Here is a 24,844-nt window from a genome sequence, read left to right on the forward strand (position 1 = left end):
TTCACTGCTCCTGAGAATCCTGTGAGGCCTGCGAATCCTTGTGGGACAGGGCTCGTACGGTGCGGGACGGGCTCGGGCGGCCCAACTGGTCGGCCATCCACGTGCTCGTGGCGACAAGGGCGGCGAGGTCGACGCCGGTCTCGATGCCGAGGCCCCGGAGCATCCACACCAGGTCCTCGGTGGCCAGGTTGCCGGTCGCCGACCTGGCGAACGGGCAGCCGCCGAGGCCGCCCGCGGAGGCGTCCACGGTGGTGACGCCGTGCTGGAGCGCGGCCAGGGTGTTGGCGAGCGCCTGTCCGTAGGTGTCGTGGAAGTGCACGCCGAGCACGTTCGTCGGCACGTGCTGTTCGTTGAGGGAGGCGAGCAGCTCCAGGACATGCCCGGGGGTGGCGACGCCGATCGTGTCGCCCAGGCTCAGCTCGTCGCAGCCCATGTCCAGCAGTGCCCTGCACACCCGTACGACCTGGTGGAGCGGGACCGCCCCCTCCCAGGGGTCGCCGAAGCACATCGACACATAGCCGCGTACGTGCGCGCCCTCGTCCTTCGCCCGCCGCACCACCGGCTCGAACACCGCGAGCGACTCGTCGAGCGTGCGGTTGAGGTTGGCCTTGGCGAAGGACTCGGTCGCGCTGGCGAAGACGGCGACCTCCCGTGCGCCGAGCGCCAGGGCGCGGTCCAGGCCGCGTCCGTTCGGGACGAGCACCGGCAGCCGTACGGGGAGATCGCTGACCTGGGGGAACAGGTCTTCCGCGTCCGCGAGTTGGGGCACCCACTTGGGGTGGACGAAGCTCGTCGCCTCGATCGTCGTCAGGCCCACGTCGGCGAGTCGGCGGATGAACTCCGCCTTCACCGCCGTCGGCACGGTCGTCTTCTCGTTCTGCAGCCCGTCACGCGCGCCGACCTCGTGGATCCTGACCCGCGCGGGCAGTCCCGGGGCCGGTACGACCATGGGGAGCGTCATTTCTCCTCCTCTGCCGAGGACTCTGCGGGGGTGATCACGGCGAGCACCTGGTCCATGGCGACAGTCGTCCCCGGGGTGACGTCCAGCTCGGCGACCGTGCCCGCGTGCGGGGCGGCGATGACGTGCTCCATCTTCATCGCCTCCACGACCAGCAGGCTCTGACCTGCGGTTACTTCGTCTCCCACGGCCACCTTCACGACGGTGACCGTTCCGGGCATCGGGGCGGTCAGCGAACCGGCTCCCGCGTGGCCGGCGCCGGTGAGCGAGGCCGCCACCGGGTCGTGGTCGCGCACCTGCCACGCGTCGCCGTCCCGGCCCAGCCAGTGGCCGGCGCGGTGGAACGTGTGCCGGACACCGTCCAGGACCACGGACACCTGGTCGTCGGTCACAGTGTGGGTGCCCTGTCCCACGTGAGTGACGGGTTCAAGTCCCGTCACTCGCAGCTCGAAAGTCGGCGGCTTCGGCGTACCGCCCAGCCGCCAACCGCTGGGCACCGAGAAGGGATCCGTCCAGCCGCCCCCCTCCGCCTTCGGCCGCAGCGCCTCCAGTCGTACGGCCGCCGCCGCCTCGTACACCTCCTCCGGTACCCCGTCCGGTACGAGGGAGTCGACCTCGCGCTCCACCAGCCCGGTGTCCAACTCGCCCGCCACGACCGCCGGATGGGCCAGCAACCGGCGCAGGAACCCCGCGTTGGTCGGCACGCCCAGCGTGACCGTCTCCGCGAGGGCGGCGCGGAGTTTCCGGAGCGCGGTCGGGCGGTCGGAGCCGTACGCGATCACCTTGGACAGCATCGGGTCGTACAGCGAACCGACCTCCGTGCCCTCGGTCAGTCCCGAGTCGGTGCGTACGCCGTCGCCGGAGGGTTCGCGCAGGGCGAGCACGGTGCCGCCCGACGGCAGGAAGCCGCGGGAGGGGTCCTCCGCACAGATACGGGCCTCGACGGCGTGGCCGGTGAGAGTGATGTCCTTCTGCTCGTACGGGAGTTGCTCGCCCGCCGCCACGCGCAGCTGCCATTCCACCAGATCGAGGCCGGTGACGAGTTCCGTCACCGGGTGCTCCACCTGGAGGCGGGTGTTCATCTCCATGAAGTAGTACGAGGCGGGGTCGCTGCCCGGGACGATGAACTCGACCGTGCCCGCGCCCTCGTACCCGCAGGAGCGTGCCGCCTGGACCGCCGCCTCGCCCATGGACGCGCGCGTGCCTTCGTCGAGGAGGACAGAGGGCGCCTCCTCGATGATCTTCTGGTGCCGCCGCTGGAGCGAGCACTCGCGCTCGCCCAGGTGCACCACGTTCCCGTGGCCGTCGGCCAGGACCTGGATCTCGATGTGACGGGGCCGGTCCACCCACCGTTCGACGAGGAGCGTGTCGTCCCCGAAGGAGGCGCGGGCCTCGCGGCGGGCGGCGGCGATCTCCTCCGTCAGCGCGCCTGCTTCCCGCACCAGCCGCATGCCCTTGCCGCCCCCGCCCGCGCTGGGCTTGAGCAGCACCGGCATGCCGATCTCCCGTGCCGCGTCGGCCAGTTCGGCGTCGGTGAGGCCGCTGCCGCTCGACCCGGGGACCACCGGGACCCCGGCCGCGCGGACCGTCTCCTTGGCGCTGATCTTGTCGCCCATCAGGGAGATCGCGTCGGCGGGCGGCCCGATGAAGACGAGCCCGGCGTCGACGCACGCGCGCGCGAAGCCCGCGTTCTCCGCGAGGAAGCCGTACCCCGGGTGCACGGCCTGGGCGCCGGTGCGGGCGGCGGCTTCGAGGATGCGGGGGACGGACAGATAGCTCTCCGCCGCTGCCGCCGGTCCGATCCGTACCGCCGTGTCGGCCTCCCGGACGTGCCGGGCGTCGGCGTCCGCGTCGGAGAAGACGGCCACCGAACGCACACCCAGCGCGCGGAGGGTGCGGACGACCCGGACCGCGATCTCGCCCCGGTTGGCGACAAGCACTGTGTCAAACATGGGTCCTCAGATCCTCACATCCGGAAGACGCCGAACTGGGGGTCGCCCAGTGGCGCGTTGGCGCAGGTGGTGAGTGCGAGCCCCAGTACCTGGCGGGTTTCGAGGGGGTCGATGACACCGTCGTCCCAGAGCCGGGCCGTCGCGTAGTAGGCGTTGCCCTGGCGCTCGTACTGCGCGCGGATCGGGTCCTTGAAGGATTCCTCCGCCTCCGTCGGCCAGGACCCCCCACGGGACTCCAACTGGTCCCGCTTCACGGTCGCGAGGACGGAGGCGGCCTGCTCGCCGCCCATGACCGAGATCTTGGCGCCGGGCCACATCCACAGGAAGCGCGGCGAATACGCCCGGCCGCACATCGAGTAGTTCCCGGCGCCGTACGACCCGCCGACCACCACCGTCAGCTTGGGCACGCGCGTGCAGGCCACGGCCGTGACCATCTTGGCGCCGTGCTTGGCGATGCCGCCCGCTTCGTACGACCGCCCCACCATGAACCCGGAGATGTTCTGGAGGAAGAGGAGCGGGATGCCGCGCTGGTCGCAGAGTTCGATGAAGTGGGCGCCCTTCTGGGCGGATTCGGAGAACAGGATGCCGTTGTTGGCGATCACCCCGACCGGGTGGCCGTGGATGCGTGCGAACCCGGTGACGAGGGTCTGCCCGAACTCGGCCTTGAACTCCGAGAAGCGGGAACCGTCGACCACGCGCGCGATGATCTCCCGTACGTCATAGGGGGTGCGGGGGTCGACGGGCACCGCGCCGTACAGCCCGTGGGGGTCGACCTTGGGCTCGATGGACGCCCGGACGTCCCAGGGGAGTGCCCCGCGCGCGGGAAGGGTCGCGGCGATGTTCCGCACGATCCTGAGCGCGTGCGCGTCGTCCTCCGCGAGATGGTCCGTAACGCCCGACACGCGCGCGTGGACGTCCCCTCCGCCCAGCTCCTCGGCGGTCACGACCTCACCGGTGGCGGCCTTCACCAGCGGGGGCCCGCCCAGGAAGATGGTCCCCTGGTTGCGGACGATGACGGCTTCGTCGCTCATGGCCGGGACGTAGGCCCCACCGGCCGTGCAGGACCCGAGCACGGCGGCGATCTGCGGAATCCCGGCGCCGGACATCCGGGCCTGGTTGAAGAAGATCCGCCCGAAGTGGTCGCGGTCAGGGAAGACCTCGTCCTGCATGGGCAGGAAGGCGCCCCCGGAGTCCACGAGGTAGATGCAGGGGAGCCGGTTGTCGAGGGCGACCTCCTGCGCGCGGAGATGCTTCTTGACGGTCATCGGGTAGTACGTGCCGCCCTTGACGGTGGCGTCATTGGCGACGATCACGCACTCACGCCCGTTGACCCGCCCGATCCCGGCGATGACGCCGGCGGCCGGCGCCTGGCCCTCGTACATCCCGTCGGCGGCGAGCGGAGCCAGCTCAAGGAAGGGCGACCCGGGGTCGAGGAGCCGGTCGACCCGCTCCCGGGGAAGCAGCTTCCCGCGCGCGGTGTGCCGGGCCCGGGCCTTCTCGCCGCCGCCCAGCCGGGCCACGGCCAGCTTGCCGTGCAGCTCCTCGACCAGCGCACGGTGAGCCGCCTCGTTGGCCCGCCAGGCCTCCGACGCGGGGTCCGCCGCGCTGTGCAGCTCCGGTGCCTCCTGCATCCTGCGGTCCCCTAACCCAGTGGTCGTACAGCCTGGTCGCCCGGCGATCTGCCGATGGTCTGCCGACGATCGGCCGGTTAATGAGCGTTAACGCATTTCCTTCAGGTTAACGACCGCTAACCTCCGTGTCTAGAATCATTTGCATGGCCACGAGAACCGACGCCCCGACCCGCCGCGAGCAGATCCTCAAGGAGGCTGCCCGGCTCTTCGCCGAGCGCGGTTTCCATGGCGTGGGCGTGGACGAGATAGGGGCGGCGGTGGGCATCAGCGGCCCCGGCCTCTACCGCCACTTCCCGGGCAAGGATGCGATGCTCGCCGAGCTGCTGGTGGGCATCAGCGGCCAGCTCCTGACGGGCGGCAAGCGGCGGGTCGCGGAGTCCGACGGGAACCCCGAGACAGTCCTCGACTCCCTCATCGAGGGCCATATCGACTTCGCCCTGGACGACCGCCCCCTGATCACCCTCCACGACCGCGAACTGGACCGCCTGCGCGACAGCGACCGCAAGCTCGTGCGCCAGCTCCAGCGGCAGTACGTCGAGCTGTGGGTGGAGGTGGTGCGGGAGGTGTACCCGGAGCTGACCGAACCGACGGCCCGCTCGGCCGTCCACTCGGTCTTCGGCCTGCTGAACTCGACCCCGCACCTGGGCCGCCCGGGCGCCCTCCCGGGCCGGGGCGTCACGGCGGCGCTGCTGCACCGGATGGCGAGGGGGGCGTTCGCGGCGGTGGAGGCGGCGGGGGAGTGATGAGCGTTACGGTCCAACTCCTCTGGACGGGGCTTCGTACTCGCCGGTACGGTTGATCTGAGCAAGCGCTTAGGTAAGTCGAGTCGAGGAGGCGGCGGTGCGCCGTACTGTGTTCAACGAGGATCACGAGGCGTTCCGGGAGACCCTTCGCGCCTTCATCGAGGCCGAGGTCGTGCCCGTCTACGACGAGTGGTTCGCCGCGGGCCAGGCGCCGCGCGACTTCTACTACAAGCTCGCCGAGCTGGGCGTCTTCGGCATCCGCGTCGACGAGGAGTACGGCGGCGCCGGCATCGACTCGTACAAGTTCGAGGCCGTCCTGTACGAGGAGACCGCGCGCGCGGGTGTGTCCTTCGGCGGCTCCGGCGTGCATGTGCTGCTCGGTCTGCCGTACATCAAGCTGCTCGCCACCGACGAGCAGAAGAAGCGCTTCCTGCCGAAGTTCGTCTCCGGCGAGGAGATGTGGGCGATCGCGATGACCGAGCCGGGCACCGGCTCCGACCTCGCGGGCATGAAGAGCACCGCCAAGCTCTCCGAGGACGGCACGCACTACGTCCTCAACGGCTCCAAGACCTTCATCACCGGTGGTGTCCACGCCGACCGCATGATCGTCTGCGCCCGTACGGACGCGCCCAGCGCCGAGGACCGCCGCCACGGCATCTCCCTCTTCGTGGTGGACACCAAGGCCGCGGGTTACTCGGTCGGACGGAAGCTCGACAAGCTCGGGCTCAAGACCTCCGACACCGCCGAGCTGGCGTTCGTCGACGTCAAGGTGCCCGTCGAGGACCTCCTCGGTGAGGAGAACAAGGGCTTCTACTACCTCGGCCACAACCTCGCCTCCGAGCGCTGGGGCATCGCCTACGGCGCGTACGCGCAGGCCAAGGCCGCCGTCCGGTTCGCCACCCAGTACGTGCGGGAGCGTGTCGTCTTCGGCAAGCCGGTCGCGCACTTCCAGAACACCAAGTTCGAGCTGGCCGCCTGCCAGGCCGAGGTGGACGCGGCCGAGGCCGTCGCCGACCGCGCGACCGAGGCCCTGGACCTGGGCGAGCTGACCCCGGCCGAGGCCGCCAGCGCCAAGCTGTTCTGCACCGAGGTCGCCCACCGCGTCATCGACCGCTGCCTCCAGCTGCACGGCGGCTACGGCTTCATGAACGAGTACCCGATCGCCCGCCTGTACGCGGACAACCGCGTCAACCGCATCTACGGCGGCACCAGCGAGATCATGAAGTCGATCATCGCCAAGGACATGGGCCTGTAAGGACCGAAGGACATGGGCCTGTAAGGACATAGTCCCGTACGACACGGACCCGTAAGGTTCCGGAAATTACTTGCCAGTAGAAATGACTGCATGAGTCAGGCACTTCAGTCTCTCCTCGATCTGCTCGACCTTGAGCAGATCGAGGAGAACATCTTCCGCGGCCGGTCCCGGCCCGCCATCGTCCCCCGCGTCTTCGGCGGGCAGGTCGCGGCCCAGGCACTCGTCGCCGCCGGGCGTACGGTCCCCGCGGACCGTCCCGCCCACTCGCTCCACTCGTACTTCCTGCGCCCCGGCGACCCCGGCGCGCCGATCGTCTACACCGTCGACCGCATCCGCGACGGCCGTTCCTTCACCACCCGCCGCGTGGTCGCGATCCAGCACGGGCAGCCGATCTTCCACCTCTCCGCGTCCTTCCAGCAGCACGAGGACGGCCTCGACCACCAGACCCCGATGCCCGCCGCCCCCGACCCGGCGACCCTCCCCACGGCCGAGGAACAGCTTCCCCGGTACGCCCATCTGGACCCGGCGATCGTCGAGAAGTTCCTGGAGTCCCGCGAGGCCGTCGACATCCGCTACGTCGACGACCCGCCCTACGGCAGGTTCGGCGAGCCCCGCGAACCGCGCTCCCAGGTCTGGTTCCGTACGAACGGCAAGCTCGGCGGCGCCGTCGACGAACCGCTGCTCCACGTCTGCCTCGCCACGTACGTCTCCGACTACACGCTGCTGGACTCGATCCTGCTCGCGCACGGCCGCGGCGGCTGGGCGGTGAACGACGTGGTCGGCGCCTCCCTGGACCACGCGATGTGGTTCCACCGCCCGTTCCGCGCCGACGAATGGCTGCTGTACGACCAGGAGTCACCGTCCGCGTCCGGCGGCCGTGGCCTCGGCCAGGGCCGCATCTACACGCAGGACGGACAGCTGGCCATCACGGTCATCCAGGAGGGCGTGATCCGGGTCCCCCGCACCCCCTGACCAGACGTTTCTACTCGCTGTCGCTGTCGCTGTCGCTGTCGCTGTCGCTGTCGGTTTCGCTCTCGCCGAGCAGCCCGGCCTCGTTGAGCAGGAACGCCGTCAGCGGATCGTAGAAACGCGGGCTCGTCACATGGTCGTCGAGCGGAACGGCCACCTGGAGGGTGCCTTCCGCCTCGGCCAGGAACAGCGCGGGGTCGTTGCAGTCGGCGTACCCGACGGAGTCGATGCCGTGCTGTCCGGCGTACCCCGCCCAGCCGTGGTCGGCGACGACCAGGTCGGGCAGCGGGCGGCCCTCCCGCTCGAGTCCCGTCAGGATCGCGCGCATCGGCTCGCCGGAGTGCGTGTGCCACAGCGTGGCCCCGTGCTCCAGCACCGCCACGTCCGCGAACTGGAAGACGTACCCCTCGTCCGTCGTCAGACCGTCCGGGATGACGACGATCTCGCAGCCGGCGGCCCGCAGCGCGTCGGCCGTGGCGCGGTGCACGTCGAGGAGCCCGCCCGGGTGGCCGGTGGCGAACAGCACCCGCTGCCGGCTGTCGGCCGCCTTGCGCAGCCGGGCCGCCAGCCGCTCCAGCGCGGCGACCGTCAGTTCGGGGTCGATGGTGTCCTGGCCGTACCGGTGTTCGGGATCGTCGTTCACACCGACCCGCTCGGCCATCACCGCGAGCACGTCCTGCTCGTCGGTCCAGCGGTCGCCCAGCTCCAGCCCGAGCCAGTAGTGCCGTTCGCCGTTCGCCAGCTTGCGGTAGTGGGAGAGGTTGTTCTCGCGGGGCGTGGCGACATCACCCGCTATACGGGTTTTCACAAGGTGATCGACAAGCTCGGCGCGGCTGGGAATCCCGGGTATCGGCATGCCTCCCATTGTGAGGCAGACAACAGCCCGCGTGCCCGGCGTCCCGACCGCTGGGACGCAGGTCACGCCACCTCAGTACTTGCTTCATTACTCCCTCAGTACTGCTTCAGCGCGAACCACAACTCCATGCGTACGTCGGGATCGTCGAGGTCCGTGCCGAGCAGGGCCGTGCAGCGCGCGATCCGCTGCCGGACGGTGTTGCGGTGGACGGCCAGCGCGACCGCCGTACGGTCCCAACTCCCGTGCAGGGAGAGCCAGGTGCGCAACGTCTCGACCAGCGCCGGGGCCGTGGCGATCGGCGCGAGGAGGGTACGGGCGTGGGCCGCCGCGTCGGCCCCGGGGACGAGGTCCGACAGCGCGGCCCGCTCGCCGTGGCGGATCAGGGGGCTGCGGGTGGCCCTGGCGCGGGCGAGTGCGCGGGCCGCCTGGGTGTCGGCGGCGGGCCAGTCACGCGGACCGGACGGCGCGCTCACCCCGCACGTCCAGCCGGGCTGCGGGGCGACCTCACGATCGGCGGGCAGCAGGACCCGTACGACATCCCCGTCGACGTCGACCAGCGGCGAACCGAGCGCCGTACCGAGCGCCGAGGCCGCCACGGGATCGGGGGCCGGTCCGTCGGGCTGTGCATGGATCACCGCCCAGCGCTCGTCCGCGCCGAGCAGCGGCGCGACCGTCTCCGGGGCTGCCCCCAGCAGCAGCCGTACGAGCGCCGAGGAGCGGGCGGCGCCGGTGCCGCTCTGGTGTTCGCCGGTGAGGAGGGCGAGGAGTACGGCGGCCACGGAGGCGATCGTGTGGTCGCCGGACGTACGTTCGGGTGCCGCGACGGCGAGGACGAAGCCCTGGCCGGTGCCGAGGGCGTAGGCGGCGAGATGGGTGCCGGCGGTGGTGTCGGTGGCGGAGGCGGGGCCGCGGGCGGGTTGAACGACGGCCGCGAGGTGGGAAAGGGAACGGGCCGCGTCCGTCTTCCGCCCCGCAGCCGCGATCTCCGCCCCGTCCGGCCCGTACAGCACCGCCCGGCCGCCCACCCGCTGGGCCAGCTGGCGCAGGACGGAGGGCACCGGGTCCGGGCGGGACGCGGCGGCGGCCAGGCTCTGCTGGGCCTCCGTCACGCGGCGGAGTTCGGCCAGCCGGGCCTGGGCCATGAGCTGCCAGACGGCGCGGGCCACGCCCGAGAAGGTCGTCCGCGGCGGGACCTCGACGAGCGGCAGCTCGTACGCGTCGCAGGCCTCGACCAGCGCCCGCGGCACGCTGTCGTGCACCGGCGCGACGCCGAACCCGAGTGCGACGCCACCGGCCGCCACGATCCTGGCCACGTAGTCGTCGAAGTACGTCCCCGAGCCGGCTGCCTCCGGAATGTGCACCCCGGCCGTCAGCACCAGCTCACCACCCAGCAGATACGGGTACGGGTCCGCCATCTCCGACGCGTGCGCCCAGTGGATCGCCGGGTCGGGGGCGGTCGGGCCGGCGATCTGGCGCAGGGCGAGGTCTTCGCGGGCGAGGAGGGCGGAGAGGGGGACGGGGGTGGTGGGCGGTACGGGGGGAGCGGGCGGGACGGGTACGGGTACGGAAGGGTCCGGGTCCGGCATGGTGGATGTTCCATCCGTATGAGGCGCTGAGGGTGGATGAAACGTACACTTTCTGGGTCTGTCCCGGCCACCTAGTCTGGCGCCAGCGGCTCGCCGGTCACGCCCGGCGCGGAGAGAAGGCAGAACGGTATGACCAGCAGCTACCAGACGCCCCGTGGCCCCGTCGACTCGTCGCGCATCCCGAGATTCGCCGGTCCCGCGACCTTCGCGCGCCTGCCGCGCCTCGACGAGGTCGGCGGACGTGCCGATGTCGCCGTGGTCGGGGTGCCGTTCGACTCGGGGGTCTCGTATCGCCCGGGCGCGCGCTTCGGCGGCAACGCGATCCGCGAGGCGTCGAGACTCCTGCGCCCGTACAACCCGGCGCAGGACGCGTCTCCGTTCGCGTTGGCGCAGGTGGCGGACGCCGGGGACATCGCCGCCAACCCGTTCAACATCAACGAGGCCGTGGAGACGGTGGAGGCGGCGGCGGACGAACTGCTGGGAACGGGCGCGAGGTTGATGACCCTCGGCGGCGACCACACGATCGCGCTGCCCCTGCTCCGCTCGGTGGCGAAGAAGCACGGTCCGGTGGCGCTGCTCCACTTCGACGCCCATCTCGACACCTGGGACACCTACTTCGGGGCCGAGTACACGCACGGGACGCCGTTCCGGCGGGCGGTGGAGGAGGGCATCCTGGACACCTCCGCCCTCTCGCACGTCGGCACGCGCGGCCCGCTGTACGGCAAGCAGGACCTGGACGACGACGCGAAGATGGGCTTCGGCATCGTGACGTCGGCGGATGTGATGCGACGGGGCGTGGACGAGGTCGCCGACCAGCTCCGCCAGCGCATCGGTAGTCGTCCCCTCTACATCTCCATCGACATCGACTGCCTCGACCCGGCGTTCGCACCCGGCACGGGTACGCCGGAGGCGGGCGGTATGACGTCGAGGGAGCTGCTGGAGATCCTGCGGGGCCTGGCATCCTGCAACCTGGTCTCGGCGGACGTGGTCGAGGTGGCCCCCGCGTACGATCACGCCGAGATCACGTCGGTCGCGGCGTCGCACACGGCGTACGAACTGACGACGATCATGTCCCGACAGATTGCCGGACAGTTTGCCCAACAGAACGCAGAGGCCCGCGGGGACAAGGGCGAGAACGAGGACGGCGTAGCGAAATGACCCACGACCACGACCTGGTGCTGAAGCCGACCGCCGCACAGACGGAGGCCGCCCTCAACCCGCCCCCCGGCCGCAACGGCGGAGACCTGGTCGTGGAGACGCTGGCCGGCCTCGGCACGACGACCGTCTTCGGCCTGCCCGGCCAGCACGCCCTGGGCATGTTCGACGCACTGCGCCGCTCGGACCTGCGGTACATCGGCCTACGGGTGGAGAACAACGCGGGGTTCGCGGCGGACGCGTACGGCAGGGTGACGGGAGAGGCGGCACCGCTCCTGCTGTCGACGGGCCCGGGCGCGCTGACGTCACTGGCGGCACTCCAGGAGGCGGCGGCGGCTTCGGCCCCGGTGCTCGCGATCAGCAGCCAGGTCCCAACTGCCGGGCTGGGCGGAGGCCGACACGGCTATCTGCACGAACTCCCGGACCAGCAGGCGTCGTTCAGGGGCGTGGTGAAGTCGGTTCACACGGTGCGTACGCAGTCCCAGATCCCGTCGGCGATCGAGGCGGCCTGGAAGTCGGCACTGACGGCTCCGCACGGCCCGGTGTGGGTGGAGATCCCGCAGGACGTACTGCTGGCGGAGACCCCGATCCCGGTGGTGACGGGCGGCGACGCCTTCCCGGACGAACTCCCCCCGCGCCCCGAACTGACGGCCCTGGCAGCCCACTTGCTGTCCAACGCCGAGCGCCCGGCGATCATCGCGGGCGGGGGCGTCGTACGGGCGGACGGGGCAGGGAAGTTGAGGGCACTGGCGGAGCGACTGCGGGCGCCGGTGGTGACGACGTACGGCGGAAAGGGCGCGTTCCCCTGGACACACCCCCTCTCACTCCAGTCCTGGATGGAGGACCGGCACATGACGGACTTCCTTGAGGACGCGGACGTGTTGCTGGTGGTGGGCTCGGGGCTGGGCGAACTGTCCTCGAACTACCACACGTTCAAGCCGCGCGGCCGAGTCATCCAAGTCGAGGCGGACTTGGGCAAGTTGGAGTCCAACCACCCGGCGCTGGGCATCCACGCGGATGCGCGGCTGGCGTTGCAGGCGCTGCTGGAGACGGTGGGGGAGCGGGAGGACGAGTCGGGGGTGGAGCGGGTGCGGGGGGTGCTGGACCGGGTGGAGGACCGGATCGCGTCCCAGGAACTCACCCTGGAACAGGGCTTGTTGAGGTCGATCAGAGCGGCGTTGCCGCCTCGCTCCCTTTCCTTCTGGGACATGACGATCCTGTCGTACTGGGCCTGGGCGGGCTTCGACCCGCGCGGCACGAACACGATGCACTCGGCTCAGGGTGCGGGCGGTCTGGGCTATGCCTTCCCGGCGGCACTGGGAGCGGCGGTCGCGGATCCGACGTACCCGGTGCTCGCGGTCTCGGGGGACGGCGGTGCGCTGTACGGGATCGCGGAGTTGGCCACGGCTCGGCAGTACGACCTGAACGTGACGTGGCTGATCGTCGATGACGGCGGCTACGGCATCCTGCGCGAGTACATGACGGACGCGTTCGGGGAGGCAACGGGGACGGAGCTGGCGCGGCCGGATTATGTGGCGCTGGCGGAGTCGTTCGGGGTGCCGGGGGTGCGGACGTCGGCGGAGACGCTGGAGACGGATCTGGCGAAGGCGTTGGGGGAGGCGGGGCCGTCTGTGGTGGTGCTTCCGGCGGTGTTGCGGATGTTCGCGGCGACGCATTTGGAGTGACGGACAGGTGCTATCCGGCGCTGGAAGCCAGGTCGGAGGGCCTGTCGAACATCGCACGTCTGAGCACGGCCATTGCCTCGGAGTCCTCGCCGAGGGAGGTCGAGAAGGACAGCGGAATGCCTCGCGCCATGTGATCGAGCGCCGCTTCTTCTAGAGTGCACCCTTCCAGAAGGGCCAAGGTACGCAGGACTTCGGCTTCGCTTCCCGTGTACGTGACTGTCATCGGGCATCTCCGCGGGTGTGCTGTTCGGTGCGATGTGCGGCGATTCTGGCAGTGCCGTCGCGCGGGCGGCGCTCATTGTGGAAGCGACAGTTCCACCCACGTCGCCTTTCCGATGCCGTGTCGGCGAGGACAGCAGCCCCAGCGTTCAGCGAGGGCCTGTACGAGGGTGAGGCCGCGGCCTCCTTCGTCCTCGGGGCTGGCCTGCCGGGGCGTAGGCCAGCCGTTGTTCGCGTCGGCGACCTCCAGGCGCAGGCATCCGTCGTACGTGGCGAACCGGACGCCGATCTCGCGGCCGGGCGGGGTGGAGGCGTGGCGGAGGGAGTTGGTGACCAGCTCCGAGAGCAACAGCTCGGCGGTTTCGGCGACTTCGTCGTCGATCTTCCAGGTGGTGAGCTGGGTGCGGAGGAGTTCGCGGGCGTGGGGGGCGCTTCGTGGGGTGTGGGGGAGTTGCCAGGTGGCTTCGGTGGCAGGGGAGTTGGGGGCGGTTTCGGGCATGGGGGTCCCTCGCTTCCTCAAGTGCGATGCGTGTGCATCACATTGCTCTCTGTAGCTTGAGGTGCATGTCGAGAATGGTGCAAGTTAAACACTCAAAGTTCAGTGCACCGTGTCATGGCTGGCTACTGTGGTGCCTCACAGCTCGCGACCGAGGGGTCAGGAATGGCGGTTGAACAGCATCCGACGGTGCGGCGCCGTGTGTTGGGCGCCAATCTGCGGCGGCTGCGGGAGAAGCAAGGGTTGCTGCTCGAAGATGCTGCGGAGCACCTGAGTTGCCACGCCGCGAAGGTCAGCCGGATCGAGTCGGGACGCAGCGGCATCCGGCAGCTCGACCTGAGAGTGCTGCTCGACCTCTATGGGATCAGTGACTCCGCTGAACGCGAAGGATGGCTCTCGTTGGCCCGGGAGGCGCGTCGACAGCGGTGGTGGCGGGCGCTGGAGGACCAACTTCCGCGTGATTTCCTCGACTTGATGGGTCTGGAGGAGGATGTCTCTCGGTGCCGTGGATTTCAGCCCAGCATCGTTCCCGGTCTGTTCCAGACCGAGGCGTATGCGACCGCAGTCATTCAGGGCGGGCTGGCCGGCTCGTTGACCGAGGAGCAGAAGACCAAGGTCAAGATCCGACTTGAGCGGCAGAAGGCGCTGACGCGCGAGGACCCGGGTCCTCTGGACGTGTGGATGGTCCTGGGGGAGGCGGCGCTACGGCAGTGCATCGGCGGAGCTGACGTGCTGCGCGATCAGCTCCTGCATCTTGCCGAGTTGGCGCAGCTTCCGAACGTAACTGTGCAGGTACTACCCTTCGCAGCAGGAGCTTGTAAGGGCGGGATGCTTCCCTTCCTGCTCTACAGCTTCCCGGCTCCCGCGGAGTTGGAAGTCGTTCTCCTGGAGAACTTCACGAGCCACGCGTACCTGGAATCGGCCGAGGACACGACGCACTACAACAGCGTCTTCGACCATGTCCGGGCCACAGCGCTGAGTCCTCTGGAGTCGGAGTCGGCCATCATGCGGGCGGCCAGGGGGTTGGCCCGCGTCTAAGGAAGAGAGCAGATGCCGTCGTCGCTTGCGTCCGAGTGGTTCAAGAGCAGCTACAGCCAGCAGAACGGCGAATGCATAGAAGTCCGCCTCCGGACGGCCGGTATCGATGTCCGTGATTCGAAGAACCTACCCGGCCCTGTCGTCGCTGTCGGGGCTGTGGCATGGCTGTCGTTCCTTGTTGGGGTGGAGCGGGTCGCGTCTAGCGGTTCGTAGCCCTGGTCGAAGCGCAGAGTCTGCTGCTCTGTCGAGATTGCAGGAACATTGCGGCCGCGAGGCCTGCCTTGGTCCGGGTCGGCTGCTTCCACCGCTGTTCCCCGCTCGGCCAGGTGCGTCAGTGGTGCGCACAGGTACCATCCCCGTGCCGGTCTGCTCGGTTCGGGCCCCTTGCCGGGGTGGGCACGTTAGCGTCGCGCATATGAAGGTCCGTCACAATGTTCGTGCAGTTCTGCTTGATGGCGGTCAGTTGGTGTTCCTGCGCCGAGGTTGGCCGGGTGGTGCCCTCTATTACACGACCGTCGGCGGGGGCGTCGAAGCTGAGGACGCCGACTTCGAAGCGGCTCTACGTCGCGAGGTGATGGAAGAGATCGGCGCCACGATCGGCCCTGCGACCGAGTTTCTGACCTTGACTGAACCAGGCGAAAAGGCCACCGTCGTACAGCACTTCTTTCGCGCAGAGGTGCTGGACATGGATCCAGGTCACCGTAGCGGCCCTGAACTCGACGATCCCGATATAGGCGACTTCTCGCCGGTGCGAGTCGCGTTGGACGCGTCAGCCGTGCGAGCGCTCGAACTTCATCCGCCCGAACTCGCCAACTGCCTATGGGAGCACGCCGAGAATTGGGGTGCCTGAGAGGATGGCGTCACTCGGCGGATCTCGTAGGGGCGTCCCTCAGTCTGTTGCGAGGTCGGTCCTCATCCATGAGACGGCGCGTGCCACCATCCTCATGTGCTGAAGATCCCTGGATACGAAGGCGGCCCTCTGGTCCGGGGCGCTGCATACCTGGACGATCCTTTGTTCTGGCCCGTGCACCTCGGTACCTGTTTGCGCGGTGAGCACGCGCAGCGAGCCGCGTTCGGTGCTGACTGGGACGCGGCCATGGAGCTGTATCGCGTGCTGTCCGCCGAGAGTGAGTGGCCGGTGTTCAGTGTGTCTCTGCTCTCCGGGCACATCATCCATGTCGTCTACCGCAACATCGAGGGCGACCAGGGAGTGGACTATCTGATACATCATCCGGTGTGGTCCGCAGCGGAAACCCTTGCTGTGGATGACGGGCACTTCATGGGGCCTGGCATGGCCTGGCCAGAGTTGCTGTCCGTTGCCCGCCAGTCGGCAACGGAGGACGTTGAGGACCCCGATACCCGTCTGTTGCTGCTCTTCCCGACACTCGGCGATGCGCACCTTCCCGACGACGCAACCGTTCCTCTCACCACCGCGCTCACCGCTCTCACCTCGATCGAAGAACCCGCCGAAGTGGCGAGCATGCTCCTCGAGAACCAGGGCCAATGGAATCCTGCCCGCTGGAGGCTGGCCGGCGGCGCCTGCATCAATGACGGTGGGCATTCGTACCGAAATCCCGGCAATGTTTTCGCTCTGCCCGAGGGCCGCCTTCGGGAAATCAGCGATGCGCTGAACGGCTGATGGCGGCTCTTCGCCGGCAGAGGGTAGGGAAACCGAGACGGAGTTCGCTGCAAACTCAGGTGCCGATGTGCCCTCCTCGGCGTTAGCGTGCGTCGGTGATCAGTGAAGTGGGGACGCGGCTGGGTGCGGATGCCGCATTACGTTTGGCGCAGACAGGTCTTCATGAGTTCGAACCGGGGCTGACCGACGCCGAGTTCGCGCGTATCGAGCGCGAGTACGGCTTCGAGTTCGCGGACGATCATCGTGCGTTCCTTGCCGCCGGGCTTCCTGTCAATGTGCCGCCCGAGGAGGGGCAGACCTGGGCCAAGCCGTGGCCCGAGTGGCGCAGCGGGGATCCGGTCGAGCTGCGTGAGCAGCTCAACTGGCCGGTCGAGGGCGTCCTCTTGAGTGTCGAGAGCAACAGGTTCTGGTACGAGGCCTGGGGTGAGCGGCCGGCCGATGACGTGGACGCCCTGGCCGCCGCACGACTCCAGCTCGCCGATGTGCCGGTGCTCGTACCGGTGTACGCCCACCGCTACCTTCCCGCCGGCCGGGGAAGCTCCGGGCATCCGGTGCTCTCGATGTGGGGGACCGACATCATCTACTACGGGCTGGACCTGGCCGACTACATGGACCAGGAGTTCGACGAGGCACGCGGTCACGGTGACGAGAGTTGGGACCCGCGAGCGACGGTTCCCTTCTGGCGGGACCTTCTCTGACGACTCGGGGTTCGTGGCAGCGACCAGAGGATCGTTCAGCCAGCGGCCCCTCGCAACAGCTCCCCCAGTTTCAACGCCGCCGGCAGCGGTACGGCAGGCAGTGCCATGTGCACCGTCCGGCGTAGCGGGGGATCGGCGAGGCGGCGCAGGGCCAGTTCCGGCGGGATCGCCCATGTGGCCAGCGAGGGGACCAGTGCCACTCCCAACCCCGCTGCCACGTAGCCGAACTTGCCCGTCCACTCCGCGATTCTGATGATCTTCCGTGGGGTGAAGCCGGCCCGGGCGCAGGCGTCCGCGAGCATCGTGGGGCGGTCGCCGTACGCGTCCTGGATCCAGGCCTCGTCGCGTAGGTCGCGGAGGTTGACCGAGTCGGCTTCGGCCAGGGGGTGTTCGTGGTGGAGGGCTACGAACAGTTCGTCTTTCAGGAGTGCGGTCGTTGTGGTGCCCTCGGCCGAGGGGAGGCCGGAGGGGTAGTCGCTGACCACGGCCAGGTCGAGTGCGCCCGCCGCCAGGCGTTCCATCAGCGTCGCGCTCCTGCCTTCCACCGCGACGATCTCCACCTCCGGTCTGGCCCGCCTGAACTCCCTCAGGGCGGCGGGCAGCAGGGAGATGTTGGCCGTCGCGAAGGCTCCCACTCGGAGCATCCCGCCGTGGCCCGCGTGGATCACGGTCAGCTCCTGCTGTGCCCGTGACAGACGTTCCAGTACGTCCACGGCGTGGCGGTGCAGGGCTTGGCCGGCCGGGTTCAGGCGTACTCCCCGGGGGAGCCGCTCGAAGAGCGGGCCGCCTGCCTGCTGTTCGAGGGTGCCGATCCGGCGGGACACCGCCGACTGTGTGTAGTTGAGCTGGATCGCCGCTGCGGTGAACGATCCGGTGTCCGCCACGGTCACGAGTAGGCGCAGCGCGTCGGTCTCGAACATGTTCCCCCTCCCCTCCCATTCCTATGGTGCATGGGTTCCATGCAATCTAGTCGCTGGTGGAATGTCTTGCCCCTTCGTAACTTCTCATTACGTCGTGAATCCGTAGTCCGCCGTCCGTCGTTCGAGGGGGAAACGTGATCGCTCTGCCCGCCATGCTTGCCGATCTTGAGGAACTCGTGCTCTGCGAGTCCTTCTCCGCCGACCATGCGGCTGTGGCCCGCAGCGCCCAACTGGTCGGCGCCCTTGGCGCGCGGCTGCTGGGCGCTGTGCCGGAGACGATCGTGGTCGGCGGTGTGACCCATCTGCGGTGGACCTTCGGGACCCCTCGCGTGCTGCTCGTGGGGCATCACGACACGGTGTGGCCCGGGGGCTCGCTGGAGACCCATCCCTGGTCGGTCGTCGACGGGGTCGCCCGTGGCCCGGGGGTTCTCGACATGAAGGCGGGGCTCGTGCAGATGTTCCATGCGCTGGCGTCGCTGCCGTCGCCGGAGGGCGTGTGCGTGCTGGTCACCGGGGACGAGGAGGTCGGTTCCCCTACCTCCCGGGAGCTGATCGAGGAGTCTGCGCGTGGCCTCGCTGCCGCCTTCGTGCTGGAGGCGTCCGCCGATGAGACGGGTGCGCTCAAGACCGCCCGCAAGGGCACTTCACGGTACGAGGTCGTCGTGCACGGCAAGGCCGCCCATGCCGGGCTGGAGCCGCACAAGGGGATCAACGCCGCCGTCGAGGCCGCTCACCAGGTGCTGGCCATCGCCGGTTTCGGGGTCTCGGCCGGTCCCGACAGCGCCGACGGCGAAGCCCCCTCCGCTCTCGGCGCCCCGACCATCACGCCCACCCTTCTGTCGGCCGGCAGCACCCTCAACACCGTGCCCGCGCTTGCCAAGATCTCCGTGGACGTACGCGTGCCGACGGCCGCCGCGCAGGACCGGACCGATGAACTCATGCGGGGGCTCACCGCCCGGACACCCGGCGCCCGGCTGACCGTACTGGGCGGCAGGAAACGGCCGCCCATGGAGCCCAGTTCCTCCGCCGGACTGTTCGGCCTGGCCTCCCGTATCGCGTCGGAGCTGGGCCAGGAACCGTTGCGGGGAGTTGCCGTCGGGGGCGCCTCGGACGGCAACTACACGGCTTCCGTGGGCTGTCCGACGCTGGACGGTCTGGGTGCCGTCGGCAGCGGCGCCCACGCAGACACCGAGCATGTACGGATTGCGACGATGGTCCCCCGTACTCAGCTGCTTGCTGAACTCGTCGCCCGGGCACGGCGGTAGCTCGCCCACGCGGCAGTAGCCCGCCCAATCGCCGTCGCCCTGGGCGGAGCAGAGGCTCGTCCGGACGCACTGAACGCCCCGTGCATCACGGGGCGTTCAGGGCAAAGCGGCGTACGTCCGTCGCCGGACCGTCTACCAGATCGCCTCGACCCACTCCGGGTGGTCGATGAACGGGTTGCGGTTGCCCTGGTAGTTGGTGTAGATGAGGTCGTTGCGGCGCTCCTCGAAGGCGTTGGGCGGGTCCGCCTCGTTCCACGCCTTGAGTACGGCGAGTTTGCCCATGTACGGGTTGCTGCCGTTGCCCACCTTCTCGTTGGGCTCCAGGTCGGCCCAGCCGTCGTCGCCCTCGTAGCGGACGGTCATGTAGAGGATCATGCGGGCCACGTCGCCCCTGTCCGCGGCGCGCGGTGCGAAGGAGTCGGAGTCGACGGTGCTGCCGCCGCCGTTGGTGACCGTGCTGCCGCCGTTGTCGAAGTCCAGGTTGCCGCGGGTGCTGTTGACTTGGACGTCGCAGGCGCGCAGGTGGTGCAGGTCCGTGCCGGGGCCGATCGCCTCGCCGAAGTCGCCGTGGGACTTGGCCCAGGTGTGCTCGCGGTTCCAGTCGCCGACGTCGCCGCCGTTGAGGGTCTTGCTGCGCGAGACGCCGCTGTACAGCAGGATCACGTTGCTGGTGTTGTTCGGGTCCTGGTCCGTCACCTTGAGCGCGTTCCAGACCGCGGAGTACGAGATCTTCGTCTGGCTGCTGATGATCGTGTGCAGCGAGGACTTGAGGCTCGTGCCGGTCTTGCCGATCGCGTTCTTGTAGTACGTGGCGTCGTACGCGGTCGTCGTCGCGCCGGCCGGGGTCGCCGTCATCGTGGGGATGGCGAGGGCGGCCAGAACCGTCGACGTGGCGAGCGCCACGGCCTTCCAACGGCGGGTGCGTATCTGCGTCGCGGGCATCGGGGGTGTCCGTTCTACGCGTGTCGATTGAGCGGGACATTCGGGAGCGTGACATGGACATGCGTTTCGGGCAATGAACTGCACGTGTCTGTTGGGTGACGGAGTCCGGCAACTCGGTTGATTTCGCATCGATTTGACGCGCGTAGAGCCAAGAGGGGGTCATGGAGCGGTCTGCAAATGGGTGTTGCCCCTGACCGGAACTCCGGTCAGGGGCAACTCGGTTCACATGGTTCAGCCGGTCGGGTTCAGCTGACGTCCGACGCGTCCAGTCGGTAGATCGACGACGTGGACGTGGACTGCGTACCGCTGCTGCTCGACTCGGTCTCCTCCGTCGTCGCGCTGCTGCTGTACTCGCTCTCCTTCACCGCCGTGCCGTGCTCCTGCACCCACGCCGTGACCTCCGAGCTGAGGCTGGAGCCGCCCATGCCGCCCCCGCCGCCCGTGCTGCCGAGCTGGATGTAGTGCAGCTCGCCCTTCTTCACCAGCTCCTTGAGCTTGGCCAGGGTCATCGCCTTGTCGGTGCCGGTCCAGCCCCACATGGAGATCACCGGCTCGCCGCTGCTCACGATCAGCTGCGCCGCGCCCTGTGAATTGGACACCGCCAGCAGCCACTTGGCGCCGTCCTGGTGCTTCTTCAGGTAGGTGATCAGCTCGGTGCTGGCGCCGCCGCCCATACCTCCGCCGCCACCGCCCATGCCGCCGGGCTGACCGCCCTGCTGCTGACCGCCGGCCTCGCCGGTCTCACCGCCGGTGCCGCTCGTGCCGCCCGGGGGCGTACCCGTACCGCCGCCCTGCTCACCAGTGCCACCGGGCGCCCCGCTGGGCATACCGCCACTGGGCGGCGTACCCATCTGACCGCCCTGCTGGCCGCCTTGCTGCTGACCACCCTCGGCCTGGCCGCCCTGCTGCTGGCCCTGCTGACCGTTCTGCTGGCCCTGGCCGCCGCCGGGGAAGCCGCCGCCCGCACGATTGCCGCCACCCCCGCCTCCGCCCGGACCGCCCATGCCGCCACCCGTCGACGGGCCCGCCGTCGGGTTCGTACCGCCCATGCCGCCGCCCGTCGCCGACGTCTCCGCGAAGGAGTACGCGGCCGGGCCGGCCACCGCCGCGACGATCGCCGCCACCACGGAGGCCGCCAGCAACTGGACTCGGCGGCCCGTGCGGAAGACCAGCAGACCCGTGATCGCCAGCGCCATGAGCACCGCGATCGTCGGCCACAGCCAGGCGTTCCAGTCGGACGTCCGGCGCAGCAGCACGATCGACCAGATGCCCGTGATGCCGAGGGCCAGCGGGAGTACCCACACCCAGCGCTTGTCGGTGCGGAACGCGCGCAGCAGGAGCACTCCGCCGCCACCGCACAGCGCCGCGATACCGGGCGCGAGGGCGGTCGTGTAGTACGGGTGCATCGTGCCTTCGGCCATGGCAAAGGTGAGGTAGTGGAGCAGTGTCCAGCCGCCCCACATCAGCAGCGCGGCGCGGGTCGCGTCCGTGCGCGGGGCGCGGCCGATCAACACCAGCCCGCCGACGAGCGCGATGCTCGCGAAGGGGATCAGCCACGAGATCTGGCCGCCCAGGATCTCGTTGAACATCCGGCCGATGCCCGCGGTCCCGGAGAAGCCGCCGCCTCCGCCACCGCCGCCCCCGCCGTTGCCCTCGCCGCCGAGGACGCGGCCGAGGCCGTTGTAGCCCATGATCAGGTTCCAGGCGCTGCCGTCCGTCGAACCGCCGATGTACGGGCGTTCGTCGGCCGGGACCAGGGAGACCGCCGTGGCCCACCAGAAGCTGGCGACCGCGAGCGCGACGCCCGCGAGCAGCAGGTTCACGATCCGCTTCACGAGGCCCAGGTTGGCCGCGAACAGGTACACCGCGAAGACCGCCGGAAGCGCGATGTAGCCCTGGAGCATCTTCGTGTTGAAGGCGAGACCGAAGCACACCGCCGAGCCGAGCAGCGGCAGCAGTTTGCCGTCACGCGTGGCGCGCAGGGCGAGTGCCGCGCCCGCCACCATCAGGCAGACCAGCAGCGTGTCGGGGTTGTTGTCCCGGTTGATGGCCACGGTGATCGGGGTGAGGGCCAGGACGAGTGCGGCCACAGTCGCAGCCGCGTGTCCGAACACCCGCTTCACGGAGGAGTGCAGGATCCAGATGGTGCCGAGCGCGGACGCGATCAGCGGCGCCATCATCTGCCAGGTGCCGAAGCCGAACACCCGGCAGGACAGGCCCATGACCATGAGGACGAAGGGTGGCTTGTCGACGGTGAGGAAGTTCCCCGCGTCGAGCGAGCCGAAGAACCACGCCTTCCAGCTCTGCGTGCCGCTCAGCACGGCCGCGCTGTAGAAGCTGTTGAGGCCGGAGGAGGAGAGGTTCCAGGAGTACAGGACTCCGGCCAGCACCATGATCGCGAGCAGCGCCGGCAACGACCAGCGCGGCGCCTTCTCGGGCGTGCCTGACTCGGCGGGGACCGGTGGAGTCTCGGGGGCCGCGGGATCGGCGGCTGCGAGGGTCTCCGGAGCGTGGGGGTGTGGGTCGGTGGCAGATGTCACCATCGAATCGTCTGGACGGGGGGTGGGTGAGGGCTGTGGTGCAGCTGGGGGCCACCTGTGAATACGGGCAACAGTGCGTTACGTGCGGTGCATGCTTTACCCAAAGGAAATCGGGCAGGCGTACAACCATTCGTACGTGCATGTGAGTCAAAGGAGACCAGCGTGCCGGGGGGCCGCTGACGTCTTTCACGGGGATGGGAAACCTCCATGACTCACCACATAGTCAGATCCGCGACATCCAGATCCGCGACATCCGGATCCGCCAGATCCGCGCGTGTCCGCCTACTCGGCGGCGCCGCCGTCTGCGCCGCGACCGTGTTGTCGCTGCTGGCCACCGCCACACCCGCCAACGCCGCGACCGCAGCGGTCAGTTGTACGTCCGCCAAGCCCGCCCTCGCCGCCAAGCTGAAGCGGGACATCACCTCCGCGCTCGCCGGGCGCCAGGGTTCGATCGGCGTCGGCGTCTTCGACCGGTCCACCAAGACCACCTGCGTCTACCGGGCGCAGACCGCCTTCGACTCCGCCAGTGTCGTCAAGGTGACCGTCCTCGCGACCCTGCTCTGGGACGCCCAGAAGCACGGCCGCGCCCTGACCGCCCGCGAGAAGAGCCTCGCCACGGCCATGATCACCAAGTCGGACAACGCCGCCACCACCAAGCTGTGGAGCCAGCTCGGCCTGACGAAGATCAAGGGCTTCCTCGCAGCCGCCACGATGACCCAGACCAAGCCCGGCGCGAACGGCTACTGGGGGCTCACCCAGATCACCGCCCGCGACGAGCAGAAGCTCCTCGCGCTCACCACCGTCCACAACGCGGTCCTGACCGACAACTCCCGTGCGTACATACTGAAGTTGATGAATCAGGTCGTCGCGTCACAGCGCTGGGGTACGCCGAAGGGTGTGCCCTCCGGTGTCTCCGTGCACGTCAAGAACGGCTGGCTGCAGCGCGCCTCGCACGGCTGGCGGGTGCACAGCGTCGGCTCGTTCAAGGGCGGCGGCCACGACTACATGATCTCGGTGCTCACACACGGCAACAGCACCTGGAACTACGGCATCACGACCATCGAACGCGTCGCCAAGGTCGTTCACAGGGACCTCGCAGCGAGCTGACTTCACCGCAGCGCCTCCCGGCCGTCACCGACCCGACCTACGGTGATCGCCATGCGCCTGCGACGACACCCGCGATCTCTGCGAACCGTTCTCACCACCCTCACCGCCGGACTGGCGGCGGCCACCTGCCTGACCGCCGCCGGACCGGCCACCGCCGACCCCCTTGCCACCAACGCCTGTTCACCCACCGTCTCCCTCGACCGCTTCTCCGACGCCCTCGACAAGACGACGTACGACGGCACCTTCGTCGGCAACTTCTCCGCGCTCGCCGTCGACCGGAACGGCGACCTCGCCGCCCTCTCCGACCGCTCGTCCCTCTTCACCCTCGACCGGCGGACCCTGAGCCCGACGAGCGTCGTCCCCCTCGCCGACGAGACCGGCGCCGCGCTCGACTCCGAGGGCCTGGTCGTCGACCGGGACGGCACCCGGCTCGTCTCCTCCGAGACGGAACCCTCCGTACGCCGTTACTCCCGCGACGGCCGTATCCTCGACCGGCTCCCGGTGCCGGCCGCGCTCCAGGTCACCCCGGCCGGCCGCGCCACCGCCAACCAGACCTTCGAGGGGCTCACCCTTCTCCCCGGCGGCCGTACGCTCCTCGCCTCCATGGAGTACGCGATCTCCGGCGACTCCACGGGCATCGTCCGCTGGCAGACCTGGGAGAGGAAGGGCGGCCCCTTCGGCCCCTTCGTTCTCGGCGCCCAGTACGCCTACCGCACCGACACCAACCTCGGCGTCCCCGAGGTCGCGGCCACCCCCGACGGACGCCTCCTCGTCCTGGAGCGCGGTTTCACCGCCGGCGTCGGCAACACCGTCCGCCTCTACCTGGCCGACCCGCGCCACGCCACGGACACGAGCGGCGTCGAGAACCTCACGGGGCAGTCAGGCGTACGCCTGGTCAAGAAGACCCTTCTCGCCGACATGGTGAACTGCCCGTCACTGGGAGCGACCGCCAAGCAGCCGCAGCCCAACCCCCTCCTCGACAACATCGAGGGCATGGTGATCACCGGCCGTACCCACGGCGGTCTGCGCGTCCTCCTGGTCAGCGACGACAACCAGAACGCCGTACAGACGACCCGTTTCTACTTCCTCCGGGTTCGCGCCTGAAAGATTGCGGAGGGATGAAATCCGCTTCGCTCCGTGTTGGTGTCTACCGGCGGAGTACGGACGAGCGGATCTACGGAGGGCACCGG

General features: G+C 69.4%; 23 protein-coding genes. 13 read left to right on the forward strand and 10 right to left on the reverse strand.

Translation table 11 applies throughout. From position 1 onward, the window contains the following. Window position 1: 1 nt before the first annotated feature. From ACWDR4_RS24930 to ACWDR4_RS24940, 3 genes are read right to left on the reverse strand one after another with little or no spacing between them, the layout of a single operon-like run. The gene (locus tag ACWDR4_RS24930; protein ID WP_450411769.1) at window positions 2–961 is read right to left on the reverse strand and encodes a hydroxymethylglutaryl-CoA lyase; all 960 of its coding nucleotides are present in this window, start codon (window positions 959–961) and stop codon (window positions 2–4) included. Then, complete coding sequence (locus tag ACWDR4_RS24935; protein ID WP_450411771.1) at window positions 958–2,910, reverse strand: acetyl/propionyl/methylcrotonyl-CoA carboxylase subunit alpha; 1,953 nt, start codon at window positions 2,908–2,910, stop codon at window positions 958–960. The genes ACWDR4_RS24930 and ACWDR4_RS24935 overlap by 4 nt, the downstream gene beginning before the upstream one ends. 14 nt (window positions 2,911–2,924) lie before the next feature. Continuing rightward, the gene (locus ACWDR4_RS24940) at window positions 2,925–4,541 is read right to left on the reverse strand and encodes a carboxyl transferase domain-containing protein (RefSeq protein WP_450411773.1); all 1,617 of its coding nucleotides are present in this window, start codon (window positions 4,539–4,541) and stop codon (window positions 2,925–2,927) included. 143 nt (window positions 4,542–4,684) lie between these two features. On the opposite strand from ACWDR4_RS24940, the gene ACWDR4_RS24945 reads away from it, so the two are divergent. From ACWDR4_RS24945 to tesB, 3 genes are all read left to right on the forward strand, one after another. Beyond that, window positions 4,685–5,284: an SACE_7040 family transcriptional regulator gene (locus ACWDR4_RS24945; RefSeq protein WP_450411775.1), complete on the forward strand. Its 600-nt coding sequence runs from the start codon at window positions 4,685–4,687 to the stop codon at window positions 5,282–5,284. Window positions 5,285–5,381: 97 nt separating this feature from the next. Next, window positions 5,382–6,539, forward strand: a complete 1,158-nt coding sequence (locus tag ACWDR4_RS24950; protein ID WP_450411777.1) for an acyl-CoA dehydrogenase family protein — start codon at window positions 5,382–5,384, stop codon at window positions 6,537–6,539. A gap of 90 nt (window positions 6,540–6,629) precedes the next feature. Further along, on the forward strand, window positions 6,630–7,511 hold the full coding sequence (tesB, locus tag ACWDR4_RS24955; RefSeq protein ID WP_450411779.1) for an acyl-CoA thioesterase II: 882 nt from the start codon (window positions 6,630–6,632) through the stop codon (window positions 7,509–7,511). A 10-nt stretch (window positions 7,512–7,521) separates the two neighbouring features. Here tesB and ACWDR4_RS24960 read toward each other — a convergent pair whose 3' ends face one another. Then, the gene (locus ACWDR4_RS24960) at window positions 7,522–8,364 is read right to left on the reverse strand and encodes a phosphatase (protein ID WP_450411780.1); all 843 of its coding nucleotides are present in this window, start codon (window positions 8,362–8,364) and stop codon (window positions 7,522–7,524) included. A gap of 95 nt (window positions 8,365–8,459) precedes the next feature. Continuing rightward, the gene (locus tag ACWDR4_RS24965) at window positions 8,460–9,950 is read right to left on the reverse strand and encodes a PucR family transcriptional regulator (RefSeq protein WP_450411782.1); all 1,491 of its coding nucleotides are present in this window, start codon (window positions 9,948–9,950) and stop codon (window positions 8,460–8,462) included. 129 nt (window positions 9,951–10,079) lie between these two features. Here ACWDR4_RS24965 and speB point away from each other — a divergent pair, with 129 nt between their 5' ends. Continuing rightward, window positions 10,080–11,108 (forward strand): agmatinase, encoded by a 1,029-nt coding sequence (gene speB / locus ACWDR4_RS24970; RefSeq protein WP_450411783.1) that lies wholly within the window; start codon window positions 10,080–10,082, stop codon window positions 11,106–11,108. Then, complete coding sequence (locus ACWDR4_RS24975; RefSeq protein ID WP_450411785.1) at window positions 11,105–12,790, forward strand: thiamine pyrophosphate-binding protein; 1,686 nt, start codon at window positions 11,105–11,107, stop codon at window positions 12,788–12,790. Before speB ends, ACWDR4_RS24975 begins: the two co-directional genes overlap by 4 nt. A gap of 10 nt (window positions 12,791–12,800) precedes the next feature. Here ACWDR4_RS24975 and ACWDR4_RS24980 read toward each other — a convergent pair whose 3' ends face one another. Both ACWDR4_RS24980 and ACWDR4_RS24985 read right to left on the reverse strand, forming a co-directional pair. Continuing rightward, the gene (locus ACWDR4_RS24980; RefSeq protein WP_450411787.1) at window positions 12,801–13,013 is read right to left on the reverse strand and encodes a hypothetical protein; all 213 of its coding nucleotides are present in this window, start codon (window positions 13,011–13,013) and stop codon (window positions 12,801–12,803) included. 72 nt (window positions 13,014–13,085) lie between these two features. After that, a complete protein-coding gene (locus ACWDR4_RS24985; protein ID WP_450411789.1) occupies window positions 13,086–13,508 on the reverse strand; it encodes an ATP-binding protein in 423 nt (140 codons plus the stop codon). 162 nt (window positions 13,509–13,670) lie between these two features. Between ACWDR4_RS24985 and ACWDR4_RS24990 the strand changes: the two genes are divergently transcribed. The 5 genes from ACWDR4_RS24990 (at window position 13,671) to ACWDR4_RS25010 (ending at window position 16,880) form a co-directional block, all read left to right on the forward strand. After that, window positions 13,671–14,543 carry a helix-turn-helix domain-containing protein gene (locus ACWDR4_RS24990; RefSeq protein WP_450411791.1) on the forward strand — a complete coding sequence of 291 codons (873 nt, stop codon included), beginning with the start codon at window positions 13,671–13,673 and terminating at the stop codon, window positions 14,541–14,543. A gap of 12 nt (window positions 14,544–14,555) precedes the next feature. Further along, window positions 14,556–14,756, forward strand: a complete 201-nt coding sequence (locus tag ACWDR4_RS24995) for a DUF397 domain-containing protein (protein WP_450411793.1) — start codon at window positions 14,556–14,558, stop codon at window positions 14,754–14,756. A 202-nt stretch (window positions 14,757–14,958) separates the two neighbouring features. Beyond that, window positions 14,959–15,393, forward strand: coding sequence for an NUDIX domain-containing protein (locus tag ACWDR4_RS25000; RefSeq protein ID WP_450411795.1), 435 nt, complete (start codon window positions 14,959–14,961; stop codon window positions 15,391–15,393). A 96-nt stretch (window positions 15,394–15,489) separates the two neighbouring features. Next, on the forward strand, window positions 15,490–16,182 hold the full coding sequence (locus ACWDR4_RS25005; RefSeq protein WP_450411797.1) for a hypothetical protein: 693 nt from the start codon (window positions 15,490–15,492) through the stop codon (window positions 16,180–16,182). A 95-nt stretch (window positions 16,183–16,277) separates the two neighbouring features. Next, window positions 16,278–16,880 carry a hypothetical protein gene (locus ACWDR4_RS25010; protein WP_450411798.1) on the forward strand — a complete coding sequence of 201 codons (603 nt, stop codon included), beginning with the start codon at window positions 16,278–16,280 and terminating at the stop codon, window positions 16,878–16,880. Between the two features lie 35 nt (window positions 16,881–16,915). Here ACWDR4_RS25010 and ACWDR4_RS25015 read toward each other — a convergent pair whose 3' ends face one another. Next, a complete protein-coding gene (locus ACWDR4_RS25015) occupies window positions 16,916–17,800 on the reverse strand; it encodes a LysR family transcriptional regulator (RefSeq protein WP_450411799.1) in 885 nt (294 codons plus the stop codon). 152 nt (window positions 17,801–17,952) lie between these two features. On the opposite strand from ACWDR4_RS25015, the gene ACWDR4_RS25020 reads away from it, so the two are divergent. Next, the gene (locus ACWDR4_RS25020; RefSeq protein ID WP_450411895.1) at window positions 17,953–19,065 is read left to right on the forward strand and encodes a M20 family metallopeptidase; all 1,113 of its coding nucleotides are present in this window, start codon (window positions 17,953–17,955) and stop codon (window positions 19,063–19,065) included. 132 nt (window positions 19,066–19,197) lie between these two features. Here ACWDR4_RS25020 and ACWDR4_RS25025 read toward each other — a convergent pair whose 3' ends face one another. Further along, window positions 19,198–20,007: an endonuclease I family protein gene (locus ACWDR4_RS25025; RefSeq protein ID WP_450411801.1), complete on the reverse strand. Its 810-nt coding sequence runs from the start codon at window positions 20,005–20,007 to the stop codon at window positions 19,198–19,200. Between the two features lie 245 nt (window positions 20,008–20,252). Further along, window positions 20,253–22,547 (reverse strand): ArnT family glycosyltransferase, encoded by a 2,295-nt coding sequence (locus ACWDR4_RS25030; RefSeq protein ID WP_450411802.1) that lies wholly within the window; start codon window positions 22,545–22,547, stop codon window positions 20,253–20,255. Between the two features lie 207 nt (window positions 22,548–22,754). On the opposite strand from ACWDR4_RS25030, the gene ACWDR4_RS25035 reads away from it, so the two are divergent. Both ACWDR4_RS25035 and ACWDR4_RS25040 read left to right on the forward strand, forming a co-directional pair. After that, window positions 22,755–23,654 (forward strand): serine hydrolase, encoded by a 900-nt coding sequence (locus tag ACWDR4_RS25035; RefSeq protein ID WP_450411804.1) that lies wholly within the window; start codon window positions 22,755–22,757, stop codon window positions 23,652–23,654. A 51-nt stretch (window positions 23,655–23,705) separates the two neighbouring features. Then, a complete protein-coding gene (locus ACWDR4_RS25040; protein ID WP_450411806.1) occupies window positions 23,706–24,758 on the forward strand; it encodes an esterase-like activity of phytase family protein in 1,053 nt (350 codons plus the stop codon). The last annotated feature ends 86 nt before the right edge of the window (window positions 24,759–24,844 follow it).

The organism is Streptomyces sp. NPDC000878, assembly GCF_053599695.1.

Excerpts from the sequence above, each read along its gene's own strand:
- ACWDR4_RS24930 (WP_450411769.1), bottom strand. The coding sequence starts at position 961 with ATGACGCTCCCCATGGTCGTACCGGCCCCGGGACTGCCCGCGCGGGTC.
- ACWDR4_RS24935 (WP_450411771.1), bottom strand. The coding sequence starts at position 2,910 with ATGTTTGACACAGTGCTTGTCGCCAACCGGGGCGAGATCGCGGTCCGG.
- ACWDR4_RS24940 (WP_450411773.1), bottom strand. The coding sequence starts at position 4,541 with ATGCAGGAGGCACCGGAGCTGCACAGCGCGGCGGACCCCGCGTCGGAG.
- ACWDR4_RS24945 (WP_450411775.1), top strand. The coding sequence starts at position 4,685 with ATGGCCACGAGAACCGACGCCCCGACCCGCCGCGAGCAGATCCTCAAG.
- tesB (WP_450411779.1), top strand. The coding sequence starts at position 6,630 with ATGAGTCAGGCACTTCAGTCTCTCCTCGATCTGCTCGACCTTGAGCAG.
- ACWDR4_RS24960 (WP_450411780.1), bottom strand. The coding sequence starts at position 8,364 with ATGCCGATACCCGGGATTCCCAGCCGCGCCGAGCTTGTCGATCACCTT.
- ACWDR4_RS24965 (WP_450411782.1), bottom strand. The coding sequence starts at position 9,950 with ATGCCGGACCCGGACCCTTCCGTACCCGTACCCGTCCCGCCCGCTCCC.
- speB (WP_450411783.1), top strand. The coding sequence starts at position 10,080 with ATGACCAGCAGCTACCAGACGCCCCGTGGCCCCGTCGACTCGTCGCGC.
- ACWDR4_RS24975 (WP_450411785.1), top strand. The coding sequence starts at position 11,105 with ATGACCCACGACCACGACCTGGTGCTGAAGCCGACCGCCGCACAGACG.
- ACWDR4_RS24980 (WP_450411787.1), bottom strand. The coding sequence starts at position 13,013 with ATGACAGTCACGTACACGGGAAGCGAAGCCGAAGTCCTGCGTACCTTG.
- ACWDR4_RS24985 (WP_450411789.1), bottom strand. The coding sequence starts at position 13,508 with ATGCCCGAAACCGCCCCCAACTCCCCTGCCACCGAAGCCACCTGGCAA.
- ACWDR4_RS24990 (WP_450411791.1), top strand. The coding sequence starts at position 13,671 with ATGGCGGTTGAACAGCATCCGACGGTGCGGCGCCGTGTGTTGGGCGCC.
- ACWDR4_RS24995 (WP_450411793.1), top strand. The coding sequence starts at position 14,556 with ATGCCGTCGTCGCTTGCGTCCGAGTGGTTCAAGAGCAGCTACAGCCAG.
- ACWDR4_RS25000 (WP_450411795.1), top strand. The coding sequence starts at position 14,959 with ATGAAGGTCCGTCACAATGTTCGTGCAGTTCTGCTTGATGGCGGTCAG.
- ACWDR4_RS25015 (WP_450411799.1), bottom strand. The coding sequence starts at position 17,800 with ATGTTCGAGACCGACGCGCTGCGCCTACTCGTGACCGTGGCGGACACC.
- ACWDR4_RS25020 (WP_450411895.1), top strand. The coding sequence starts at position 17,953 with ATGCTTGCCGATCTTGAGGAACTCGTGCTCTGCGAGTCCTTCTCCGCC.
- ACWDR4_RS25025 (WP_450411801.1), bottom strand. The coding sequence starts at position 20,007 with ATGCCCGCGACGCAGATACGCACCCGCCGTTGGAAGGCCGTGGCGCTC.
- ACWDR4_RS25035 (WP_450411804.1), top strand. The coding sequence starts at position 22,755 with ATGACTCACCACATAGTCAGATCCGCGACATCCAGATCCGCGACATCC.
- ACWDR4_RS25040 (WP_450411806.1), top strand. The coding sequence starts at position 23,706 with ATGCGCCTGCGACGACACCCGCGATCTCTGCGAACCGTTCTCACCACC.